Below are 21,570 nucleotides of genomic sequence, written 5' to 3' on the forward strand. Positions count from 1 at the left end.
AATTTACACTCGTTTGGATAAATTATCTTAAATCATCGTTTAAAACAAGCATTTAATTTTAAAAAGGAAGATGCCATGCGCTCACCCAATGGATTTGTTTTAATTTTATTTTCAGTTTTCTTATCCGGTATTGCAGCAATGGGGTGTGACAGGCAGCAGGCATTTTCACCGCCCCCCCCTGTACCTGAGGTGGCCTTTATCCGCATTGAGCCCCAACCTTTGATGCTTACCACGGAACTGCCCGGCCGGACCTCTGCATGGGAGGTGGCCCAGATCCGGCCCCAGGTCAGCGGCCTCGTCCAAGAACGGCTGTTTACAGAAGGGGCCAATGTTAAAAAAGGCCAGGCCCTTTATCATATTGATCCTGCCCCTTTTCAGGTCGCCCTGGACAATGCCCGGGCCAACCATCTGGCCTCTCAACGGACAGCGGACCGTGAACGGGCAGCCCTCCAGGCCAGTATTGCCGATTTGGCAAGGCTTGAGGCAAATCTTGATCTTGCCCTGAAAAACAGGGAAAGATATGAGACCTTGTTTGAAAAAAAGGTGGTCTCTACCATTCAGCGGGACCAGTTCGTGACCGAGGCAAAGGCCGCAGCAGCGGCATTCAGTGCAGCCCAGGCCCAGGTGGAAAGCCGCAGAGGAGCTGTTGCCGCAGCCCTTGCCGGCATCCAGCAGGCCGAAGCCATGATGAAGACAGCACGGATCAATCTGTCTTACACCCGTATCATTGCGCCGATTTCAGGCCGCATCGGAATGTCTGCCGTTACCCGGGGCGCCATGGTGACGGCATACCAGGCCCAGGCCCTGGCAATCATTCAGCAGATGGATCCCATTTATGTGGATGTGCCCCAGTCCACAACCCAGCTGCTCAGGCTGAGAAAGCGGCTGGAACAGGGGCGTATCAGCCAGGACGGGAGCGGCCAGAACAAGGTGGGCCTGATCCTTGAGGATGGTACGGCCTATCCTGTCCAAGGTGTCCTGGAATTTCAGGATATCACCGTGGACCCCACCACAGGCTCAGTTATTCTCAGAGTGGTTTTTTCCAACCCCGACAATTTGCTGCTTCCGGGCATGTTTGTCCGGGCATCCGTAAAAGAGGGGACCCATGACCGGGCGGTTTTGATTCCCCAGCAGTCTGTGTCAAGGGATCCAAAGGGCAATCCTGTTATTTTTACCTTGGATGATGACAATAAAGTCCGTGCCAAAATGCTGACCCTTGACCGGGCCATTGGTGACCAATGGCTGGTTTCATCCGGTCTTTTACGTGGGGACCGCCTGATTGTCGAAGGTATCCAGAAGGTTCGTCCCGGGGCCCTTGTCCGTCCCGTTCCCCTTGAGCCAGGGCCTGTGGCAAAGGAACAAAAGAAGGATAACCCCCTTGAAAAATCCGTGGACGGAGGTCAATAATGCTCTCTAAATTTTTTCTGGACCGTCCTGTTTTTGCCTGGGTCATTGCCATTGTGCTGATGGTGGCAGGCGGTCTTGCCATTTATAATCTGCCCATTGCCCAGTATCCGCCCATAGCTCCCCCCTCCATTGCCATAGATGCCTTTTATGCCGGGGCTTCTGCGGAAACCGTTGAGAACAGCGTGACCCAGATCATCGAACAGAAGATGACCGGTTTTGATGATATGCTCTATCTTTCTGCGACCAGCGATTCTTCAGGGGCCGCCCGAATTGAATTGACCTTTGCGCCGGGGACGGATCCCGACCTTGCCTGGGCCAAGGTACAGAACAAGCTCCAGTTGGCCATGGCCAGTCTTCCCGAGGTTGTCCAGCGCCAGGGGGTGAGGGTGAGCAAGTCCACAAGAAATTATCTGCTCGTGGTCTCCCTGATTTCAGAGGACGGGCGCATGGATGGAAATGATTTAAGGGATTATGCCCAGTCCACCCTGGAAAAGGTGCTGGCCCGGGTGCCGGGTGTGGGCGAAGTGACCACCTTCGGCACCCAGTACGCCATGCGGGTCTGGCTTGATCCCAACAAGCTGACTAATTTTCATCTGACCATTGAGGATGTGATGGCTGCCCTTAAAGGGTATAATGTGGAGGTCTCTGCCGGTCAGTTCGGCGGATCTCCGGCAGTCAAGGGCCAGCGGTTGAACGCCTCCATCGTGGTCCAGAATCTGCTCAAGACTCCGGATGAATTTGGTGCCATTCCCCTTAGAATCAACCCGGACGGCTCTGCGGTTCGGATTCGGGATGTGGGGCGCACCGAGCTTGGAACCGAGCAGTATGATGTGGCAGCCCACTATAATGGGATGCCTGCAGGCGCACTTGCCATCCGTCAGTCTGCCGGGGCCAATGCATTGGCAACGGCCAAAGCCGTCCGGGACAAGCTTGACGAGATGAGTCAGTATTTTCCTTCGGGCATGAAGGTGGTATATCCCTACGATACCACCCCTTTTGTCTCCGTGGCCATTGAAGAGGTTTTTGCCACCCTTTTGGAGGCCATTGTCCTGGTCTTTTTCGTGATGTATCTGTTCATGGGGAATTTGCGGGCCACTTTGATTCCCACCATTGCCGTACCTGTGGTGATTTTGGGAACCTTTGCCGTTCTGGGGCTGTTTGGCTTTTCCATCAATATGCTCACCATGTTTGGCATGGTTCTGGCCATTGGCCTGCTGGTGGATGATGCCATTGTGGTGGTGGAGAATGTGGAGCGGATCATGGCAGAGCAGGGGCTCTCCCCAAGGGAGGCCACAGCCAAATCCATGACGGAAATCACCAGCGCCCTTGTCGGCATCGGGCTTGTTCTTTCGGCTGTTTTCGGGCCCATGGCCTTTTTCCCCGGGTCCACCGGGGTGATTTACCGGCAGTTTTCCGTGACCATCATTGCCGCCATGCTGCTTTCCGTGGCCGTGGCCCTGATCTTGACCCCGGTGCTTTGCGCATCACTTCTCAAACCCGTGCCGCCGGGCCATGAACCCGCGGACAATGCCGTATTTTTCATGCGTCCCTTTTTCAGGTGGTTTGACCGCAGCTTTTTTAAATTCAGGGATCTGTACTTGAAATTGGTGGGCCATTCCCTCGCACGTAAATTTCGATACTTTATGGTTTTTCTCATCATTGTGGGCGGCATGGGATTTTTATTCGGCAAAATGCCCACAGCCTATCTGCCGGATGAGGATCAGGGCCTGATGTTTGTCCAGGCCATTCTCCCTGCAAACTCCAGCCTGGAACAGACCCGTGATGTGCTGGAACGGGTTAAGGATCACTTTCTTGAAAATGAAAAAGAGGCCGTGGAATCCATTATGACCATTGCAGGGTTTGGATTTTCCGGCAGGGGGCAGAATGTGGGAATGGCATTTGTCAGGCTTCGGGACTGGGAATTGCGGAAAAGCCCGGAGTTGAAAGTCAAGGCTGTTGCCGGCAGGGCCATGGGGATGTTTTCAACCATCCGGTCGGCCATGGTCTTTGCATTTGCCCCGCCCGCAGTTGTGGAACTGGGCCAGGCCAACGGGTTTGATTTTCAGCTTCTGGACCGGGGCGGCATCGGTCATCGTGCGCTCATGGCCTCCCGGAATCAGTTGATGGGCATGATTGCAAAAGACCCAAGGCTCACCCGGGTCCGTCCCAACGGCCTTGAAGATGTGCCCGAGTACCGGATTGATGTGGACTGGGAAAAGGCAGGCGCCCTTGGGGTGGCCATTACCACCATCAACAGAACCATTTCAGCGGCATTCGGCAGCGCCTATGTCAATGATTTTATCCAGGCAGGACGGGTAAAACGGGTCTTTGTCCAGGCAGATGCCCCTTTCCGCCGCCTGCCCAAAGATTTGGAAAAACTTTACGTTCGCAATACCGCAGGTAAAATGGTGCCCTTTTCCGCCTTTGCCACTGGCCATTGGACCTCGGGTTCCCCAAAACTGGAACGGTTCAACGGATTTCCCTCGATGAACATCTGGGGAGAGGCAGCTTCGGGCACAAGTTCTGGTGAGGCCATGACCGCCATGGAAGAGGCTGTGGCACGGCTGCCCCGGGGCGTCGGGTTTGACTGGACCGGGCTCTCTTACCAGGAACGGATGTCCGGGTCCCAGGCACCCTTGCTCTACGGGTTTTCCATTCTGGTGATTTTTTTGTGCCTGGCCGCCTTGTACGAAAGCTGGCCCATTCCCATTTCGATTCTCATGACCCTTCCTCTGGGCGTGATCGGCGGGGTTATTGCCTCGTCCATGAATGGCCTGCCCAACGATGTCTACTTTCAGATCGGGCTTTTAACCATTCTGGGGCTGACCACTAAAAATGCCATTCTCATTGTCCAGTTTGCAAGATCCCGGGTGGACGAGGGGCTGGGGCTGGTTGAGGCCACCCTTGAAGGGGCAAAACTGAGGCTGCGCCCCATCATCATGACTTCCCTGGCATTTGGATTCGGGGTGCTTCCCCTGGCCCTGGCCAGCGGAGCCGGGGCCGGTGCCCAGAGAGCCATCGGCATCGGGGTCCTCGGCGGGGTGGTGACCTCTACCCTATTGGTGATTCTTTTTGCACCTTTGTTTTACGTCATGATCTATAAACTTTTCGGCAAGCACAGGGGAAAGGTTTCCATGGCCCATAACCCAGATGAGCAGGGTAAAGACATAAACAAGACAGGGGTGTAGACCGCATATTTCACGAATTGATTTTGCTTTAGCTGCAAGGCGTCAGGCCGTAGCGACTCTACTGCGAACGGTCTTCAACGACGCAGATGAGATAAAATCGGTTCGCCCGAAGGGTGACTACCCTTGGAATTGGTTTGGTAAGTAATTATAACTTGTTGTATTTAAAGAAATTAATATCCGGTTTCCTCAAATTGTCAGTTTCTGACCTTCAGGTTATGAAATATTCGGGATAGACCGGGTGGGTGCTGCTGTGAGCTGAAAAGCCTGTTTTCATAGGATGTTTTTGGCTTTGAAAATTGCCTGACTGACACAGGTTTGTCTGTAAAGAGATTACTCAGAATGATCTTCAAGGGATTGGGGTAACGTTAGCGACAGGGCAAATTCGTTTCTTTTGCCGCCAAAACCCGTGTATTGTAAACTGTTTACCACTTCTTGGGCAATATAAAGGCCCAGGGCATCAAATGAGGTCCGTTTGAGTTTCTTTTTGGTCCCTTTGGTAAAATATTGGGCCAGGGAGCCGCCAGGTCCTTCATACCCAATGGTAATATGAAGGCTGGTCTTGCCCAGACCAATGGAAATATCAATCCAGAATCTGTTATTCGGTGCGGCCATTTTTGCGCAATATGTAAAGACTTATTCCACGGCAACACCATAAAGTTTGATCTGGGTATCATCAAATCCGTATTTTTTAAACACAGCCTCAAGAGAAGGCACGACCAATGCAAATGTTTTCAGGTCCGGGGCCAGGGAAATGGTGAATATTTTTTCAAGGTTTTCCTTGTCAGGCACGAAGTTCACTCCTCCTATAATCAAAATTTACCTAAGGATAGTCTCAATTCAAAAGGGTGTCAAACGTCGAGGCGGTCCTGATTTATTTTGACACTTCCATACCAGATATCGTTTGGTAAAAATTGAGATAGTCATGATTGCAGGTTATTGTGCTTGCGGCATCATCGGAAGTTTACCAGCATTACTTCTGCCAGTCCGGCCTGTTTTGAATTTATGGACAGCAATCATGTATGCTGGTCAACACGGGGGAATTGGTTTTGCATTCCTAATTTGACCATTCTGTTTCTTAGTGTATTGGGGTGAATGTCTAAAATTTTAGCAGCTCCTCCAGGACCAGAAATTTTACCCCGGGTATAATTAAGAACCGCGTTAATGTGAGATACCGTAATCGTGTTGAGGGTTTTAAATGAGTGGCTGTCGATGGGATTTTCTGATTTGGGTTGCCTTGAAAATTTTTCCAGTTGAGAATCTTCATCCGATGTTAATTCAAAAAAAGAAAGCGGTTTGCCTTTACTGAGGATCAGCGCTCTTTCGATAATGTTTTCAAGCTCCCGAACATTACCCGGCCAATCATATGTCTGAAGCTGCTCCACGGCATTGCAAGCCAGTTTAGGACGAAAGGTTAGGTTCATCTCCCGGCATTTTTTTGAAATAAAATAATCGACCATGGCAGGGATGTCCTGTTTGCGGTACTTTAAGTCGGGTATGGTTATTGGAAATACATTAAGTCGATACCAGAGGTCGGTGCGAAATTTGCCCTTCTTGATTCTTTGGGGAATATTCCGGTTTGTGGCCGCAATAATACGGACGTTGACTTTCAAATTCCTCAATCCTCCCACACGTTCAAACTCTCCGGCCTGGAGAATTCTTAATAATTTAACCTGTGCAGATAAGGGGAGTTCTCCTATCTCATCAAGGAATAGTGTCCCCTTATGGGCCCTTTCAAACCTGCCGGGTCTAGCTTCTATGGCTCCGGTAAATGCCCCTTTTTCATGACCAAAAAGTTCTGAATCTATCAGGGTTTCAGGGATAGCGCCGCAATTAACATTGATCATGGGTCCTTTACACCGATCGGACAATTTATGAATTTCAACTGTGGCCACTTCTTTTCCTGTTCCGGTGTTGCCCAGTAAAATTACAGGACTGTCTGTCGGGGCTACATCTTCAATCAATTGTCTTACCTTTCGCAGGCCTGAATCTGAACCGATCATCAGATTTTCATCCCTGTGCGAGGTTTCACTTTGAAGCGCTTTGTGATGCTGTTCTAATTCCCTGTATCGAAGGGCATTGGATAACGCAATGGCAAAAGGCTGGTTGATTGCCTGGATAAGTTCAGTATGGCTTTGGTTGTAAGGGATTGGCCCTTCTCTCATCATTGTAAAGTTCCCAATCACCTGATCCTGTATTTTCAGGGCACAGGTAATCGTACTGAACGGCGCATTGGCTATCTGCCTGGCACGGTATGAAAACCGATTCATCAGCATTTCTTTGATATTGATATTCATGGGGTTTTTATGGTCTCTGACCCATGGGAGTGTCTGGTCAGCAGATTTTTTAAGCCAGGTATCCAGATAATTTCCAACACTTTGAGGTATAATGATGGGCTCATCCACCAGGGAACCGCCGTCGTCGTTGGCAAAAGCAATCAACCTTGCGGATTTCTTTGTATGCCCGCTTTCGTATCGGCTTAGAAATATCATGACGATGGGTATTTTGTTTTTCAGGTAGGAAAATGTCTGATACAGGGCTTCGCTGAGATCTAAATTTCCACAGATCTTCTGGGTGACTGATTGAAATATTTTTGCATTCAGACTATTTCCCATATTTCGTATTTCTCCACCGTATATGGTTAATATATTCACCATATACGGTATATCAAAATATTATTTTTCTCAACCTGTTGAAAATAAAAATAAAAAAATATTGGCACATTATTGGCTAAACAAACATGCCCAAGAGGTGTTATTCGCTACCCCAAAATCGGGTCTTATTTAAACCAGTCAAATTGAGGAGGCAGACAATGAAATTATCCTTTAACCGACCAGAGGGAAAAAAAAGTTTTTCCGATGACTTGATCAGTTCTATTCGGATGAATGTATCTAAAAGTCCTGATAACATAGCAGTTACATTTGAAGGCAATAAATTGACCTGGGCAGATGTCTGGGAAAGAAGCAGCCGTCTGGCCAACGGCTTGATGGGCCCTGGTCTGCAGCAGCACGATCGGGTATTGATTTTTCTACCTAATTGTCTTGAATATCCAGAAGCCATTTTGGGTATTAATAAGGCCGGTTGCATCGTTACAGGGGGGAACGTTCGTCTGACAGGACCGGAAATTGCCTACCAGCTTAATGACAGTCAGGCACGGGCAATAATTTTAAAAGGGCCGGAAGAATTGGAAACGATTCTGTCTGTTAAAGATCAGATTCCTGAGTTGAATCATATTATTATGATTGATGATAAACCTGTTGAGACGGTTCATAATTACAATAACCTGATAGCGGACAATCAGCCGACTGAACTGGATATTGAAAAAAAATCAGATGATATTCATCTTCTATTGTACACTTCAGGGACTACAGGCAAACCCAAAGCCGCTGCCCGCACTTATAAATGTGACTATCACATGGCCGTTGCCGTCTGCCATGAGATGGCCCTGGGCCCTGCTGACATTTACCTTGCGGTTGCGCCCATGTATGCAGCAGCCAGTATGGGGTACGTTTTATCCACCATGATGAGCGGTGGAACAGTGGCGATCGTTTCAGGATTTGTGCCGGATCAGTTTTTTGCTCAATTGGAAAAAACCCGTGCCACATGGACGTTTGTGGTGCCTATCATGTATGAATGGGCTCTGAAAACGCCTGAAGACATCCTTAACTCCCATGACATTTCCAAAGTCAGATGTTTTATCGCCTGTGGTGCTCCCCTGTCCAATGCCACGGCCATAAAAATGGTGAAACGCTTTCCCAATGCTCAAGTGGTAAATTGGCTGGGAGCTTCGGAATTCGGATTTATTTCAAAATATGTATGCAAAGAAACCATGCCGCCCGAAGGATGTGTGGGCAAACCGCTTTTTGATCTTGAACTAGCCGTGTTTGACAATGCCGGTAAAAAAGTTTCCGCAAAAGAACCGGGTGTGCTTTATGGACGTGGTTACAGCATGTTTGAAGGCTATTTAAACAAGCCAGAAGCAACCCGTAAAACATTTCTGGACCATGAATGGGGAACAGTGGAGGATATCGCAACCCTGGGTGATGACGGCAATTTTTATATTATTGATCGTAAAAAAGACATGATCATCACCGGCGGTATGAACGTCTATCCTGTGGAAGTTGAAAATATATTGATGAGTCATGACGCAGTGGCGGATGTAGCGGTTATTGGAGTGCCTGATGATAAATGGGGTGAAGCGGTTAAAGCTTTGGTCGTGTCAGCTTCGGGCAAAAAATCCAGTGAAGAAGAACTGATTGAATACTGTCGGGAAAAACTGGCTGGGTTCAAAATGCCTAAAAGTGTTGAATTCATAGATGCTGTGCCTCGTTCGCCTATCGGCAAAGCTTTAAAGCATAAACTTCGGGGAAAATACTGGACGGGCAAAGATACAAAAATATAGATGGGCGCATTCCCATTTTCCCGGTTTTAAAAAGGCCTGTCTTTTAGAGCAAAAAGAATGATATCCTCTGTTACGCTGAAATGAACATAAATGGATTGTGCTAATGAAGAAAGCTGAAGATTGTAATACTGTTGATGAAGTCCTTGCATGCCTCAAAGAACTGGAAGAAGATCCAAATCGCTTGGTTCGTAACGCTAACGAATTAGAACAGATGGAGCAGGAAATCCTTGAGTATACAAATCGGATAAGCGCCTTTTTTTTAAAAAAAAGATCCAGGCCTCAGTAGATTCCTCTGAACAGGTCGACCAAGAAAAAGAATTGATGTCCAATTGGCCGGGACGGATGAAAAGCGAAGGGCTTGAGACCGTTTGGATTCAGCTTTGTACAGATAGTTCGGTTGATATTCATGTTCGATACTATCGAAGGTCCTGTGACCGCCGAAAAGGAAAAAGATATAAAGGTGCATACGCTGGCTTAATCCTTCTTGGAATCCATGATCGCTGCTCGCCTGCTTTGGCTTCTATGGTGAGTTCTTGGTCAGCCTTATTAAGTTCTTTTGAAGAAGTCCGTCAAGTGCTTTGTGACCGTGGGATGACGTTGGGTATAAAGGTCATCCGTAAACTGACCTATCGGTACGCAGAGCGGGCTCGAGCCGAACAACAAGCGGGCCGAATCCCATTAAATGATAGATATTTACTTGAAGGGCGGCGAGTCGTTATCAGCACTGATGGTGGCCGCACTCGGCTCAGAGAGAAGAAAAGGGGACCAAAAACCCAAAAGGATAGAACCCGATTTCGTGGGGCATGGCGAGAACCCAAGCTTTTGATCATTTATGTAGTGGACGCCCATGGAAAACAAGAAAAAAGCTTTTCACCATTTATTGATGGCTGTTTCAATGGACCGGATGGTGTATTCCACTTGTTAAAGGGTTATTTGAACTCCCTTCATATTCAGAACTCAGACAAAATACTGTTTGTTGCAGATGGGGCACATTGGATTTGGAATCGAATCCCCGGACTGCTAAAAGCATTGGGGTTGGCTCCTGAGCGTGTGTATGAACTTCTCGATTTCTACCATGCAGTTGAGCATCTGGGTACAGTAGCAGGCTTAAGGAAGACCTGGTCATCCAAGGAACGCAAACGCTGGGTATCGAAGCAGCGAGGTCTTCTGCTGAAGGGAAAGGCGATTGAGGTGGTACAGGCCGTCCAGAAGCTTTGTAGAGGCAGAAACAGTAAGGCTATCAAGACGGAACGGGATTATTTTGTGCGCAATGAACTGAGGCTTAATTTTTCAACTGTAAAAGCGTTGAACTTACCTATTGGCAGCGGTGCTATTGAAAGTTCGATTCGGAGAGTCGTGAATTTACGTCTTAAAGGTCCATGCATCTTTTGGTATCGGGAGAATGCAGAAAAAATGATTATGCTGCGATCATTTTATAAAGCAGGGCGTTGGAACTGCCTGAAGCAGATGGCAAACATGCACAATCCAGTGCCAGCGGTATAACCGGGAAAATGGGAATGCGCCCATATAGATTGTCTGCTGATATTACTCCCCCCCCCATCGTTGCAATGTCGGGGGGGGGGGTAATATCAGCTTTTGCTGCCCCGGAATGGAAAGGTTTTAATCCAATTTTATTGTATTTAAGGATTAAACCATATTTGAGAAAAATGATGCCCAAAAACGGTTCAACCTGCCTGAAACCTTAGCTCGGTTTCGGGCTGAGATGGCCTATCCGGATGCCTGGAACCGTCAGGCGTGCCGGTGCGAAAGGCATTCTAAAAGGCTGAACCCATAAAAAACAATGTGCTTTTTATGGGTTCAGCAGGACAGGCTTTTTTTTAATTATGCCTTTATATCTGCTGTGTCATCCTCATACAGCATTCCCCATTTATTGATGTATCCCAGCAATATGGAGATGAGTGGCGTCAGCCACAGGAAAAACGCCCATGGTGCATACTCCAGTGTGCTGACACCTAAGACGCCGAACATGTACAATGCGTTGTCAGTCCAGGGATAAAGAGGGGCGGTCAAGGTTCCGCCATCTTCCGTGACCCTGGATAAGACCTCAGGTTTTAGTTTGAATTTTTTAAAAGATTTTGCCATTAACTGGGGGGTCATGATCAGGGAAATATACATGCTGCACCCGGCCGCATTGGTAACGTTTCCCACAATAATAGTGGAAAGGATTAATTGGCCGACGCTCTTTATTTTACGTGTTAACGGTTCAATCAATGCATCCAGAACACCGATGTGCTTGAGCACACCGCCAAATCCCAACCCGAATAGCATAACGGCCACAACAGACAGCATGCTGACCATACCGCCCCTGTTTAACAATTTATCAATATATATAATGTTTGTTGAAATGGAATACCCGCCCCAGGCAACCCCCACAGCCTCTGCAAAATCTTTCCCCTGCAGAATTATCGCCCCATATGGAGCCCAGTGCCGCACCAATGGCAATACTGGGGAAAGCCGGTTTTTTCATTATCATCAACCCAATGACAACCACGGCGGGGATGATCATTAAAAGGCCGATATTAAAGTGGGTATCCAAAACAGTTAAGATTTCATTGATATTACTGGTGTCCAGGGAATTATCACCATATTTGAATCCAATGACCAGATACATAACACAGACTATGAGGTAGGATGGAACCGTGGTATACAGCATGCTCATTATATGTGAAAAAACATTGGTTTCCGACATGGATGCCGTCAGGTTCGTACTGTCGGACAGGGGTGACATCTTATCTCCAAAGTAGGCACCGGAAAGAACGGCGCCTGCCGTCATGGGGGCGGGTACGCCCAGGCCTGCGCCGATACCCATCATGGCTACGCCTGTGGTGCCAACGGTTCCCCATGAGGTGCCCGTGGCCAGGGAGGTCAGTGAACAGATCAATAAAGCGGCAAATAGAAAAATACTGGGGTTAATGATTTTTAAGCCGTAATAAATCATGCTGGGCACGACACCGCCTGCAATCCAGGTCCCCACCATGGCCCCGACGATGACCAGTATCAATAAAGCCTGGAGCCCGCTTCTGATTGAATCTGCGGCCGCAGATTCCAATTCATCATAGGTGTATTTTAATTTTCTCCCGAGTATGATTGCCAGGAATAAACAGGCCAGCAGAGCAATCTGGACAGCAATATTAAACGCCAAAATACTTGCAAATATAATAACAAAACATGTAACAACCAGAAACAGCGACTCTCCAAAACCAGGTTTTAACTTGTTCTCCATTTATATTTTCTCCTACTTGTTAAGATATTAAAAATCCCGTTCTTATATGATTGCCGTATTATTTTTTAAGCATTCACTCCTGTCTTGCTGTGAATTGTCTTTTCAATGATCGTTAATGTTTTTTCCAGGATGGATTTTGGGCAGGCAAAATTAATTCTTTCAAACCCCTCTCCGCCTTTGCCAAAAATATATCCTTCATCCAGGGCAATTTTGCCTTTTCCCTGGATAATGGCTTCAAGTGATTTTGCATCCCCTGTGACAGCCCGGAAATCCAGCCAGGCTAAATAGGTTCCTTGGGGCCGGATAAATTTAATTTCCGGCATTTTTTCTTTTACAAAATTTTCGATAAAATCCACATTGGATTCCAGATATTCCAGCACCTGTTCTAACCAGTCTTGTCCCTGGTTATAAGCCGCCGTTAGGGCGACAATTCCAAAACAATTTGTTAACCCGACATTGTTTCGTTCCAATGTCTGGGAAAAATATTTGCGAAGTTTCTGGTTTGGAATGATCAGATTTGAGGTTTGAAGACCTGCCAGGTTAAAGGTTTTACTCGGGGCCGTACAGGTAATGGAGTTCTGGGCGAACGCTTCTGAAATATCGGCAAAGCAAACATGCTTATGCCCTTTTAATATTAAATCCGAATGAATTTCATCGGAAATAATAATCACATCATTTTTAATACACAGGTCACCTAATTTTTTGAGTTCTTCTTTGCTCCACACCCGGCCGACAGGGTTATGGGGATTGCATAAAATCAGAAGTTTGACACGGGGGTCTTTTACTTTTTCTTCCAGATCATCAAAATCCATTGTATATTGTTCATCCTGAAATTTTAATTGATTATAAACAGGATGGCACCCATTGTTTGAAATGGCATTAAAAAATGGATAATACACAGGGTTTTGAATGATGACCCGGTCCCCGGGATAGCAGAAGGTCTGGATCAGGTAATTGATTGCCGGAACAATTCCGGGTGAAAAGACCAGCTAGTCTTTTTTTATTTTCCAGCCATGTCTTTTCTGGGTCCAGTCTATAATTGCCTAGTAATAGCTGTCATCTCTCTGGCTGTACCCATAAATACCATGCTCAACTCTTTTCATGAGGGCATCAATAACCGGTTGCGGACATTTAAAGTCCATATCCGCCACCCACAGCGGCAGAAGATCCGCGTCTCCAAACTGGGCCTTAAGGAAATCCGGCTCCCACTTCATTGAATGGGTCGATTCTCTGTCAACCTCTTTATCAAAGTCATATTTCATTGTGCCAACCTTTTCCCATAGTGATGGATTGTAAATTAGAATTATTTGTGCGCGATGGCTTCAATTTCCACCAATGCATCCTTTGGAAGCCTGCTGACTTCAAAACAGGACCTTGCCGGCGGATTTGTTTGAAAATAGCTGCCATATACGCCATTGAGCTTGGAAAAATTATTCATGTCGGAAATAAACACCGTTGTCTTCACCACGTTGTTCAGGTCCATGCCGGCTTGCTTTAAAATAGCCGCAATGTTTTCTATTGATGTCTTTGTCTGAACTTCAATATCATTGGGCGCCATTTGTGATGTAACCGGGTTTATTGGAAGCTGCCCTGACAAAAAAAGCATATCGTTAACGGCAATCGCCTGGGAGTATGGTCCTATGGCAGCAGGCGCCAATGGGGTATTAATTGTTTTCTTCATTATGGTGTTTCCTTATTCTTAAATAAAAATGAATCCGTATCAATGATAGACACAGAAGGGCCGTATGGATAAATCTGCGTTTATTTAAGCTTATTTAAATATCGATAAATGGTCGGTTCTGATGTTTTTAAATGTTTGGCTATTTCACTCACCGCGCCTTTGAGTAAAAAGATCCCTTTTTGATTCAAAGCCTTTATGATTTGCATTTTTTCTTCCAAAGACATTCTTTCCGGCGGGATATTGGTTTCCACCAAAATCGTTTTAATGGCATCAGAGGTCAGATCTTCTATGGAATGGTCCAGTTTCTCTGAAATCGGTTCAACATTTTTTTGCCTGTCACCCCCCGTTGGCAGGTTAATCAGTTTGTCCAATTCATTCCGGGTCTGAACAAAGGCGGAAATATCTAAATTGATGCAAAGCGCCCCTATGACCTTATTGTTATCGTCTTTAATTAAAAGGGTGGATCCTTTTACGTTTTTGCCATTCTTGGAACACCCTTGATAGTTCGTGATGAAATCCGTGTCCAAGGTTGTGGACCCTTTTTTTAATAATTTTAAGAGCAGGTCGGTGGCCGGCCCCCCTACAACCCTTTCACTGATTTGATTGTTTTCAATGGCAACGATGGACTGGTCTATATTTTTTAAATCATGCAGAACGATTTCAAATTGAGGTCCTAATGCCTCGGCTAAAAATTTAACAATCGGAATATATTTTTGTAACATGCCACCTCGCAAATATTTTTTATTGCCTTAATATTTTTTTGTCAACTTAATAATACTTTAAAGTTGTGATAATAATTTTGCAAGAGTTGTTTGTCCCAAATGAAAAATATTAGGGTTGACCCAGGTATATTGAGTTTTATGCTCAAGCCTTGCAGGTCCTTTTTGGTTTCCAGCAAATCGTACCCAGGAAGTTTGGAAAAAATGTTTGGTCTTTTTTTAGGGCAAGATGGTGCAAAAGAATTGCATACAAAACAAAAGACGATTGATAAGGAATTATACCTGTTTTCTGTAACAGAGTTTGTTTCCCAAAGAGGGCTGCATCCGGCATTGCCGCCTCAAAGTCTTTTTTTTATTCGAAATACCCTTTTGACAGCATCGGCCACCATTGATGGGTGCTGCTCATCGGCATGCCTGATGCGACCGTTGATCCCTTTTAACCCGCACTGATTGCGATGACGATTGTTAAAAAGGAAAAAACCATCCCTGCCGGTGCACTGAAATTTTTTCTGATACAGCGCTGATATCTTTGGTCGTCCAGGTGTTTACCCAATCCGACATGGGAATACTACCGGATTGGGCTTGCATTTTAATCTGCTTTTTCAGGATGCGGCATAAATGGCGCCCATTTTGCTTTTTGGTCCAGGCGGGGGACCCACATGGGCTCGCAATGGGGATACTCCCATTTGAATCCATTTACCTTTTTGATCTGGAAGCTGTCTTCCAGGGGATGGGAAAAAACTTCTCTTAAATGTCGGTATTGGAGCCAGTTGAATTCTTCCCTGATTTCGTTGGGCTTTATTCTTGGTTTCATACCTTCTGGCAGGTATTTAAGGTTGTCTTTAAGATCCCTCAGCCGCTGGAGGCGTTCAGGTTTATTGTATTTGTATTTGATCTTGCAATCGCTCAACTGATTTTTTGGGGTGTCGGGTTCATGTTTCCAGGCGGACCATCGTTTATAGGGCAGGGGGTTGGCTTTGTTGGGGGTGCCGAATATCTTTGTTGCATTCCAGGATTGTATTCCGTCTTTCCAGGCCCCCATCCAGGTTTCCTGGGTGTCGATGCGTTGGAGAACAATGGCATGGCCCAGGCTCGGGTTTAGGGCAAAGGTTCCAAACTGGAGCCTGCCGCCGGTAACGTACATTAAGGAATCACCGATACATGGGGACTTGCCGCCGATACCCCTCAGGATCGTCCGGTCAATGACCTTGTCCTCAAAGAGACGATCACAGATCAGCCGGCAGATGGCGGCCGTATAATACAGGGCTTCGCAGGAATGTCCATGGAACCGTATAATGTCTTTCATTCCAAATTTCAGTGTATGCTTAAAGTATTGTCCGGCCGTTCCTTCGGTAAATATGGACTGAAATTCGGGCAGGTAATCGCAATCCTCCATCAAAGGCGCATAAAACGTGGCTTTGTCGTCAGTATAATCTGTGCCGCGATAGATATATTTGGGGGGTGAATCAAATGATTTGTTCTTTTTTCTGTATTTATTCTCAATGCCCTCATATTTTTTTTGTCTTCTGCTGCCGCTGGTTTAAGAAAGATGCTGCCCAGTGATGCAGCCCCGGCTGCCATTGTTGCTGTGGTGGCGGATTTAAGAAATTGCCGCCGTTCTTTGCCTTTTTTTTGATGTGTCATCATATTTCCTTCATTGTATGTGATTTAAAAAAAATAGTAAAGCAGTTCTCCTGTTGTTTTGCATTAGTGATACTCATCCTTTGGCCGGGGTTTGTCAATTTGAAATTTGAAAAGTTTAATTATAACCAAAAGGGACCAGAATTAACTTAAATCCAAATGGAATCGTTTTTTGAGATTGCCAAAATATTGAGGACTTTGTTTTTCCAAGCCGCATTGTTTTCCAGTGACATGGCCTGATTTATTGCCGGCAATTATCCTGAATATGCGGAATAACCCTGTTTTCAAAGCAATCGTCCACTGCCTTGGATTAAGTTTTTTTTGTACGTCAAAAAGAGTTTGGAATGCCTAAGGAATTGTTGTATAGTCCTTTTGGTTTTTAACCCTTACACTCTGAATTTAAGAAAAGGATGATCATGACTCAATTAAAGACACCCGTGAGCAGCAAAGGCCTTTTTGATCTATTATACCAAAGCTATGTTCCCAGAATTATCAATGCAGCCATTGAAATTGACCTGTTCCAGGCCCTTTCAAAGAAGGGAATGACCCTGGTCCAACTGACCAAATCCCTGAAAATAAAGGCAATAATCACACACGCCCTGCTGGACGTGCTCATTGCCGTCAACCTGGTGGAAAAAGAAGGGGAGGTGTACTCACTTACCCCGGCGGCCCGGGATTTTCTTTTAACGGAGGCAAAGACAAATCAGATTGATGCCGTAAAAGCGTATTCTGGCAGCAGCGGCCCCTTTGATTCTCTTGTTCAAGTCCTCTGCAAGGGACCTGCGCCCTTTAACCCTAATATGTGGAGTTCCCCAAAGGCCGTACTGGATATGGAACAGCAGCAAAAAAGGGGGGGGGGGGGCTATCCAGGCTGTCCTCTCCTTTGCCAAGGGCTTGCCCGAATTTGAATCATCCAGAAAACTATGCGATTTTGCGGGAAATATCGGGTATTTTTCATTTGCCTTTATGCAGGCAAATGAAAATTTAAGGGCGCATATTTATGATCTGCCCGAGGTCTGTGACCTGGCCTGGAAGCTTAAAAAAGATCAGCCACATTTTGACCGTTCGACCTTTCATGATTTTGACATGGAAAAAGATACCTCTTTTGGCAGCGGGTATGATCTTTTTTTCAGCTCCCATTTTTTATACGAGCTGAACGCAGACAACAGGCTTTTAGATTTTTTTAATCAGGTGAACCAGGCCATGATACCGGGCGGCCTTTTTATCTCAAATCACATTGTACCGCCGGAAGACAATGCCCCGCATCTGACATTTGCCATTGTTGAGTTGTTGACACGGTGCATGGGATACCCCACCCACCGCCTTCCGGAACAAGATATTATAACGGCTTTAAGCAACGCAGGATTTGGCAAGTTTACAACCAAACGTATTGAGACAGAGTTTACCTATCCGATACTGCTTTTATCTGCCGTAAAAATAAGGGATTAACCCTTTTAAGGACCCAGGGATCAGATGGTTGATCCCTGGGGTTCGCCCATCTGCCTGGGGATATTGTCCCGGCCCGTGGTTGGCAGGTCTTAAATTCATTTGTCAACGGCCCTAACTGCCTGTAGGTTTTTCATGGGGCAGGCCTTTTTTTGCATTGGCCATCAGGCTTGAATTTCGGTTTGTCAAGAAGGGGCGTATGCCCCTGATCCACCATACAGAAACATTTTCTTTGTTGTCTTGGTTTGTTCCTCATTGCGGAGTACCTTCATTCGTCGCTCGCTTGGCACCGCAATATGGTACCTTTGCGGGTGGCCCGCGAAAGCACGGAACACCCTCATATTCAAGCCAATATAAAAATAAGCGGTGAACTTGGGTATGAGAGGCAGTGCCGGGAGATGAGTTTTGAATTTTCCGGAAATATGGGGGTATGCTCCAAGGGCCTTGGGTTGAATTTAAGGGTTTGGGTCAGGCGTTTAAAATTCCCCTGCCCAGGGGAGGCAACCGTGAAAAGAAGAAAGGAAACCCCATGATTATTATTTCAAATGTTCACTATCCGCCGGAAAGCACCCGGGAGATAGCCAAACGGTATTTGACGGCAAAGGCCTTGCCCGATTATATTATAAAAAAAGGCCCTTATGTCTCTTCAAGTACCGGCAAGGGCATCCATTCCATTACCTACTATGAAGTGGAAACTCACCGGCTGGCGAGGCGCTTCAGGCGGTTGGTCAAAGCCTTTTAGTCTATTTCGGGGTCAAGGGATACACCTATGATATCAAACCCTATTTTGAGCTTGAAGAGGGGTTGGGTATTCTGGGCATGTGATTTTTATTTTGGCGCTGTTGTTTTGCCCATTCGCAGATATTTTCAAAATCAGAAAATTTCCATTTATGGGGGAAATTTTCGCATTGAACAGGCTTGACCGGTTGAATTTTGCAGCCCTTGTCTGTTAGGAAAATGCATGCCCCGTCTGTTTGCTCGATCAGGGACAGGGTCTGCCTGTCCCGGGTCAACCGGGTATAGGTATTGGTAAAGGTGTGTACATCCAGCCCTAAATATTGGGCAATGGCATCGGGGTCTTCAGGGCCGAGTCTGACATATCCCGATTCCCTGCAGCAGGCATGGCATTGGATACAGTGAAAGTCTGTGAGATCCAGTTCTTTGTTCAAAGGCATATTATCCACGCTGTTTTCAGGCCGCATCAGGTCGTTTTTTTGATTTTGGGTCCATTCTTTTTTTTTCAAACTCACCTGTGATCATGGCCACAAGCTCTTCAGAGCTCAGCCGCCGTCTTGAAAGCCTGTATTCATTATTTTCCACCACCACTTCGGCCGGCATGGGTCTTAAATTGTAATTGCCGCCCATGGCATAACAATAGGCTCCGGCATTCTGGATGACCAGAAGATCATTTTCCCTTATCCGGGGCAGGGTCCGGTCTTTGGCAAACAGATCCCCGGTTTCACAGATGTTACCGCAGATATCATAAACCTGGGGGCTTCCCTGGGGGTTGGATAGATTGTCAATGGCGTGATAGGCATTGTAGAACATGGGCCTGATCAGCTGGGGAAATCCTGAGTCTGTGCCGCAGATGGTCCTGTGGCGGTTGCGTTTTATGGTGTTGACCTTTACCAGCAGGCTGCCGGCCTGGGCTGTTAAAAATTTGCCCGGTTCAAACCAGAGTTCAAGTTCTCGGCCATAGTCATTACAGAATTGGGAAAAAACCTGGCACACCGCCTTGCCCATGGATTTTAAGTCTATGGGGGATTCATCCGGCCCGTAGGGCACCTTGAATCCGCCGCCGAAATCAAGAAATTCAAGATCCGGGAAATTCGTTGGGGTGGCAATGGTCATGACCTGGTTCATGGCCTGGATAATTGAATCGGGGTTTTGCAGTCCAGAGCCTGTGTGTTCATGAAGCCCCACTACTTTCAGGCCTGCTGCCCGGGTAATGGCTGAAACCTTGTCTACATCCTCAAGCAGAATACCGAATTTGGTCAGATCCCCGCCGGTTTTAATTTTGTCATGGGCCCCATCCACCACATCCGGGTTGATTCTGAGGCAGACCCGGGTATTTGGAAAGGCCTTTGCATATTTTTCAAGCCGGGACAAAGAACCGATATTCATGAGTACGCCGGTATCGGCCACTTCGTTCATCTCGGCATCGGTTATATTGTTGGCCGTATAGATGATATTATTGATCTTTATCCCGCATGATTGCGCCATGTAAAGATCTCCGGGGCTGACGGCATCAATGCCTGATCCCAAAGCTGCCAGGCAGCCGATGATATCTTTGTTGAAATTGGCTTTCATGGCATAGCAAATTTTTAGTTTGGGCCAGTCAAATGCGGCTTTAAATTCTGCATACTGGGTTTTGATCCTGTCCAGATCATAGACATAGGCAGGGGTATTGTATTGTTGGGCAATGGCGATAAGAATGTCAGATCTCATATTGATTTCTCCCTTGTGTGTGGAGATATATTATCATCAAAAAAGGGTTAGTCAAGAATATTATTCTAAATAATAGCGATTGCTATGAGTTTTATTCGTAATTTATCAGACAAAAAGATTTATATTCGGCACGCTCAGGGTCTGGGGGCAAGGCATGAGCTGGACCTTTATATTTTCTTTTAAGGCGTCCATGGTATCTGCCTTCATCATCTTCTTTAAAATAGAGTGGGAAAATTTAAAATTGGCACAAAAATAGGGGGCAAATTTTTTAAACATTTTTAAGGCAAAAAAGTCTTCATAATGGGTTGTGAGCAATTGAGCCATTCTCATGGCGGTCTCGTAATAGATCTCTTCTTTGGGCTCAAGGCCCTGGGTCCACTGGGCAAATATCCAGGGCCTTGCCACGGCCATTCTGCCCAGGGACAGCCCCTGGCATTGGGTCTGGTCTATCATTTTCATCCCGTCTTGAATCTCAAACAGGTTGCCATTGCCAAATACCGGGATATTGACTGCGTCTTGAACCTGGCCGATGATTTCCCACTGGGGGGCACGGCTTCTCCGGTCCGGTGCCACCCGGGGATGAAAGGTCAGTCCGTCTGCGCCGGTCTGTTCAAATCGGTTGCCCATGGCTGCTGCAAATTCAGGGTTATTTTCCCATCCGGTTCTGTATTTGACAAAGACAGGGCAGGAAACGGCCTTGCGGACCTCGGACACAATTTGGGCTGCAAGGTCCGGTGTTTTTAACAGGGCGGCCCCGCATCCCCTTTTACATATGGCCGCCACAGAACAGCCAAAATTTAAGTCCACCCCGAAAAAACCTTCGTCTTCAATGCGTTTGGCTGCCAGGGCCATGCTTTGGGGGGTGCTGCCGAAAATCTGGCAGACCGTGTGGTCAAGTTCCTGGGGCCGCCAGCTAAAGACTTGTGAGATCCGCGGGTTTTCATGGGGAACGGCCCCGGCCGAACACATGCCGGTAAACAAAAGGCCGAATCCGCCGAATTCGGTGACCATCTGTCTGAAGGCAATATGGCCCAGCCCGGCCATGGGGGCCAGGACCATCCGGTTTTCTATTTTTTTGCTGCCAATGGCCAGGGGGCGGCAGAGATACTCTTTTAACTGTTCATGGGAAATCACAATGCATATATCCGGCAATTTTAGGGATTAAAAAAAGGATATATAACTGAAATAATAGCTGATTGTCAAATTTGAATCTGCCCTGATTCATATCGGGCACGTCCCGGGCCCAACATGGGGGAAGATCCGGTCAGGCCGCTTAAAAATAAACCTTGGGTATCCTGGCCTTGGCTTGGGGTGTTTTTTTAAACCCCAGGGTCATCGCATGTAACTTTTATTAAGATTCGTCCTTACCCGGCTGGAATAGGTGAGGGGGATTCCGT

General features: G+C 46.8%; 18 protein-coding genes and 3 pseudogenes. 9 read left to right on the forward strand and 12 right to left on the reverse strand.

The genetic code is table 11. From position 1 onward, the window contains the following. The first annotated feature begins 75 nt into the window (after window positions 1-75). Window positions 76-1,407, forward strand: coding sequence for an efflux RND transporter periplasmic adaptor subunit (locus HUN05_07775; GenBank protein ID WDP85049.1), 1,332 nt, complete (start codon window positions 76-78; stop codon window positions 1,405-1,407). Next, window positions 1,407-4,595 (forward strand): efflux RND transporter permease subunit, encoded by a 3,189-nt coding sequence (locus HUN05_07780; protein ID WDP85050.1) that lies wholly within the window; start codon window positions 1,407-1,409, stop codon window positions 4,593-4,595. Before HUN05_07775 ends, HUN05_07780 begins: the two co-directional genes overlap by 1 nt. A 330-nt stretch (window positions 4,596-4,925) precedes the next feature. Here HUN05_07780 and HUN05_07785 read toward each other — a convergent pair whose 3' ends face one another. From HUN05_07785 to HUN05_07795, 3 genes are all read right to left on the reverse strand, one after another. Beyond that, entirely contained in the window at window positions 4,926-5,207 is a 282-nt protein-coding gene (locus HUN05_07785; protein ID WDP85051.1) for a hypothetical protein, read from the reverse strand. Window positions 5,208-5,228: 21 nt separating this feature from the next. Further along, window positions 5,229-5,384, reverse strand: a complete 156-nt coding sequence (locus HUN05_07790) for a hypothetical protein (protein WDP85052.1) — start codon at window positions 5,382-5,384, stop codon at window positions 5,229-5,231. 224 nt (window positions 5,385-5,608) lie between these two features. Further along, window positions 5,609-7,207, reverse strand: a complete 1,599-nt coding sequence (locus HUN05_07795; GenBank protein ID WDP85053.1) for a sigma-54-dependent Fis family transcriptional regulator — start codon at window positions 7,205-7,207, stop codon at window positions 5,609-5,611. A 197-nt stretch (window positions 7,208-7,404) separates the two neighbouring features. On the opposite strand from HUN05_07795, the gene HUN05_07800 reads away from it, so the two are divergent. The 3 genes from HUN05_07800 (at window position 7,405) to HUN05_07810 (ending at window position 10,497) form a co-directional block, all read left to right on the forward strand. After that, the gene (locus tag HUN05_07800) at window positions 7,405-8,994 is read left to right on the forward strand and encodes an acyl--CoA ligase (protein ID WDP85054.1); all 1,590 of its coding nucleotides are present in this window, start codon (window positions 7,405-7,407) and stop codon (window positions 8,992-8,994) included. A 103-nt stretch (window positions 8,995-9,097) separates the two neighbouring features. Next, window positions 9,098-9,280 (forward strand): hypothetical protein, encoded by a 183-nt coding sequence (locus HUN05_07805; protein ID WDP85055.1) that lies wholly within the window; start codon window positions 9,098-9,100, stop codon window positions 9,278-9,280. A gap of 56 nt (window positions 9,281-9,336) precedes the next feature. After that, entirely contained in the window at window positions 9,337-10,497 is a 1,161-nt protein-coding gene (locus tag HUN05_07810) for a hypothetical protein (protein WDP85056.1), read from the forward strand. A 339-nt stretch (window positions 10,498-10,836) separates the two neighbouring features. Here the strand turns inward: HUN05_07810 and nhaC are convergent. The 4 genes and pseudogenes from nhaC to HUN05_07830 all read right to left on the reverse strand — a co-directional run bounded on the left by nhaC (window position 10,837) and on the right by HUN05_07830 (window position 14,641). Continuing rightward, a pseudogene (gene nhaC / locus HUN05_07815) lies at window positions 10,837-12,238 on the reverse strand (Na+/H+ antiporter NhaC). 65 nt (window positions 12,239-12,303) lie between these two features. Then, window positions 12,304-13,500 (reverse strand): annotated as a pseudogene (locus tag HUN05_07820) (pyridoxal phosphate-dependent aminotransferase). A 41-nt stretch (window positions 13,501-13,541) separates the two neighbouring features. Then, complete coding sequence (locus tag HUN05_07825; GenBank protein WDP85057.1) at window positions 13,542-13,919, reverse strand: RidA family protein; 378 nt, start codon at window positions 13,917-13,919, stop codon at window positions 13,542-13,544. An 80-nt stretch (window positions 13,920-13,999) separates the two neighbouring features. Then, window positions 14,000-14,641 carry a PAS domain-containing protein gene (locus tag HUN05_07830; protein WDP85058.1) on the reverse strand — a complete coding sequence of 214 codons (642 nt, stop codon included), beginning with the start codon at window positions 14,639-14,641 and terminating at the stop codon, window positions 14,000-14,002. Between the two features lie 192 nt (window positions 14,642-14,833). Here HUN05_07830 and HUN05_07835 point away from each other — a divergent pair, with 192 nt between their 5' ends. Next, window positions 14,834-15,088, forward strand: coding sequence for a hypothetical protein (locus tag HUN05_07835; GenBank protein WDP85059.1), 255 nt, complete (start codon window positions 14,834-14,836; stop codon window positions 15,086-15,088). Window positions 15,089-15,227: 139 nt separating this feature from the next. Here HUN05_07835 and HUN05_07840 read toward each other — a convergent pair whose 3' ends face one another. Both HUN05_07840 and HUN05_07845 read right to left on the reverse strand, forming a co-directional pair. Further along, the gene (locus HUN05_07840) at window positions 15,228-15,944 is read right to left on the reverse strand and encodes a formylmethanofuran dehydrogenase subunit E (GenBank protein WDP85060.1); all 717 of its coding nucleotides are present in this window, start codon (window positions 15,942-15,944) and stop codon (window positions 15,228-15,230) included. Between the two features lie 89 nt (window positions 15,945-16,033). Beyond that, window positions 16,034-16,285, reverse strand: a complete 252-nt coding sequence (locus tag HUN05_07845) for a twin-arginine translocation signal domain-containing protein (protein WDP85061.1) — start codon at window positions 16,283-16,285, stop codon at window positions 16,034-16,036. 410 nt (window positions 16,286-16,695) lie between these two features. Here HUN05_07845 and HUN05_07850 point away from each other — a divergent pair, with 410 nt between their 5' ends. The 3 genes and pseudogenes from HUN05_07850 (at window position 16,696) to HUN05_07860 (ending at window position 18,550) form a co-directional block, all read left to right on the forward strand. Then, on the forward strand, window positions 16,696-17,187 hold the full coding sequence (locus tag HUN05_07850; GenBank protein WDP85062.1) for a hypothetical protein: 492 nt from the start codon (window positions 16,696-16,698) through the stop codon (window positions 17,185-17,187). Then, window positions 17,174-17,728, forward strand: coding sequence for a hypothetical protein (locus HUN05_07855; GenBank protein ID WDP85063.1), 555 nt, complete (start codon window positions 17,174-17,176; stop codon window positions 17,726-17,728). Before HUN05_07850 ends, HUN05_07855 begins: the two co-directional genes overlap by 14 nt. Window positions 17,729-18,254: 526 nt before the next feature. Beyond that, window positions 18,255-18,550 (forward strand): annotated as a pseudogene (locus HUN05_07860) (hypothetical protein). Here HUN05_07860 and HUN05_07865 read toward each other — a convergent pair. The 3 genes from HUN05_07865 to HUN05_07875 form a co-directional block, all read right to left on the reverse strand. After that, on the reverse strand, window positions 18,508-18,900 hold the full coding sequence (locus HUN05_07865; protein ID WDP87971.1) for a YkgJ family cysteine cluster protein: 393 nt from the start codon (window positions 18,898-18,900) through the stop codon (window positions 18,508-18,510). The pseudogene HUN05_07860 and the gene HUN05_07865 overlap by 43 nt on opposite strands. 16 nt (window positions 18,901-18,916) lie before the next feature. Then, entirely contained in the window at window positions 18,917-20,173 is a 1,257-nt protein-coding gene (gene lysA, locus HUN05_07870; GenBank protein WDP85064.1) for a diaminopimelate decarboxylase, read from the reverse strand. Between the two features lie 105 nt (window positions 20,174-20,278). Further along, window positions 20,279-21,232: a tRNA-dihydrouridine synthase family protein gene (locus HUN05_07875; protein ID WDP87972.1), complete on the reverse strand. Its 954-nt coding sequence runs from the start codon at window positions 21,230-21,232 to the stop codon at window positions 20,279-20,281. Window positions 21,233-21,570: the final 338 nt, after the last annotated feature.

It is taken from the genome of Desulfobacter sp. (genome assembly GCA_028768545.1).
Classification (GTDB): domain Bacteria; phylum Desulfobacterota; class Desulfobacteria; order Desulfobacterales; family Desulfobacteraceae; genus Desulfobacter.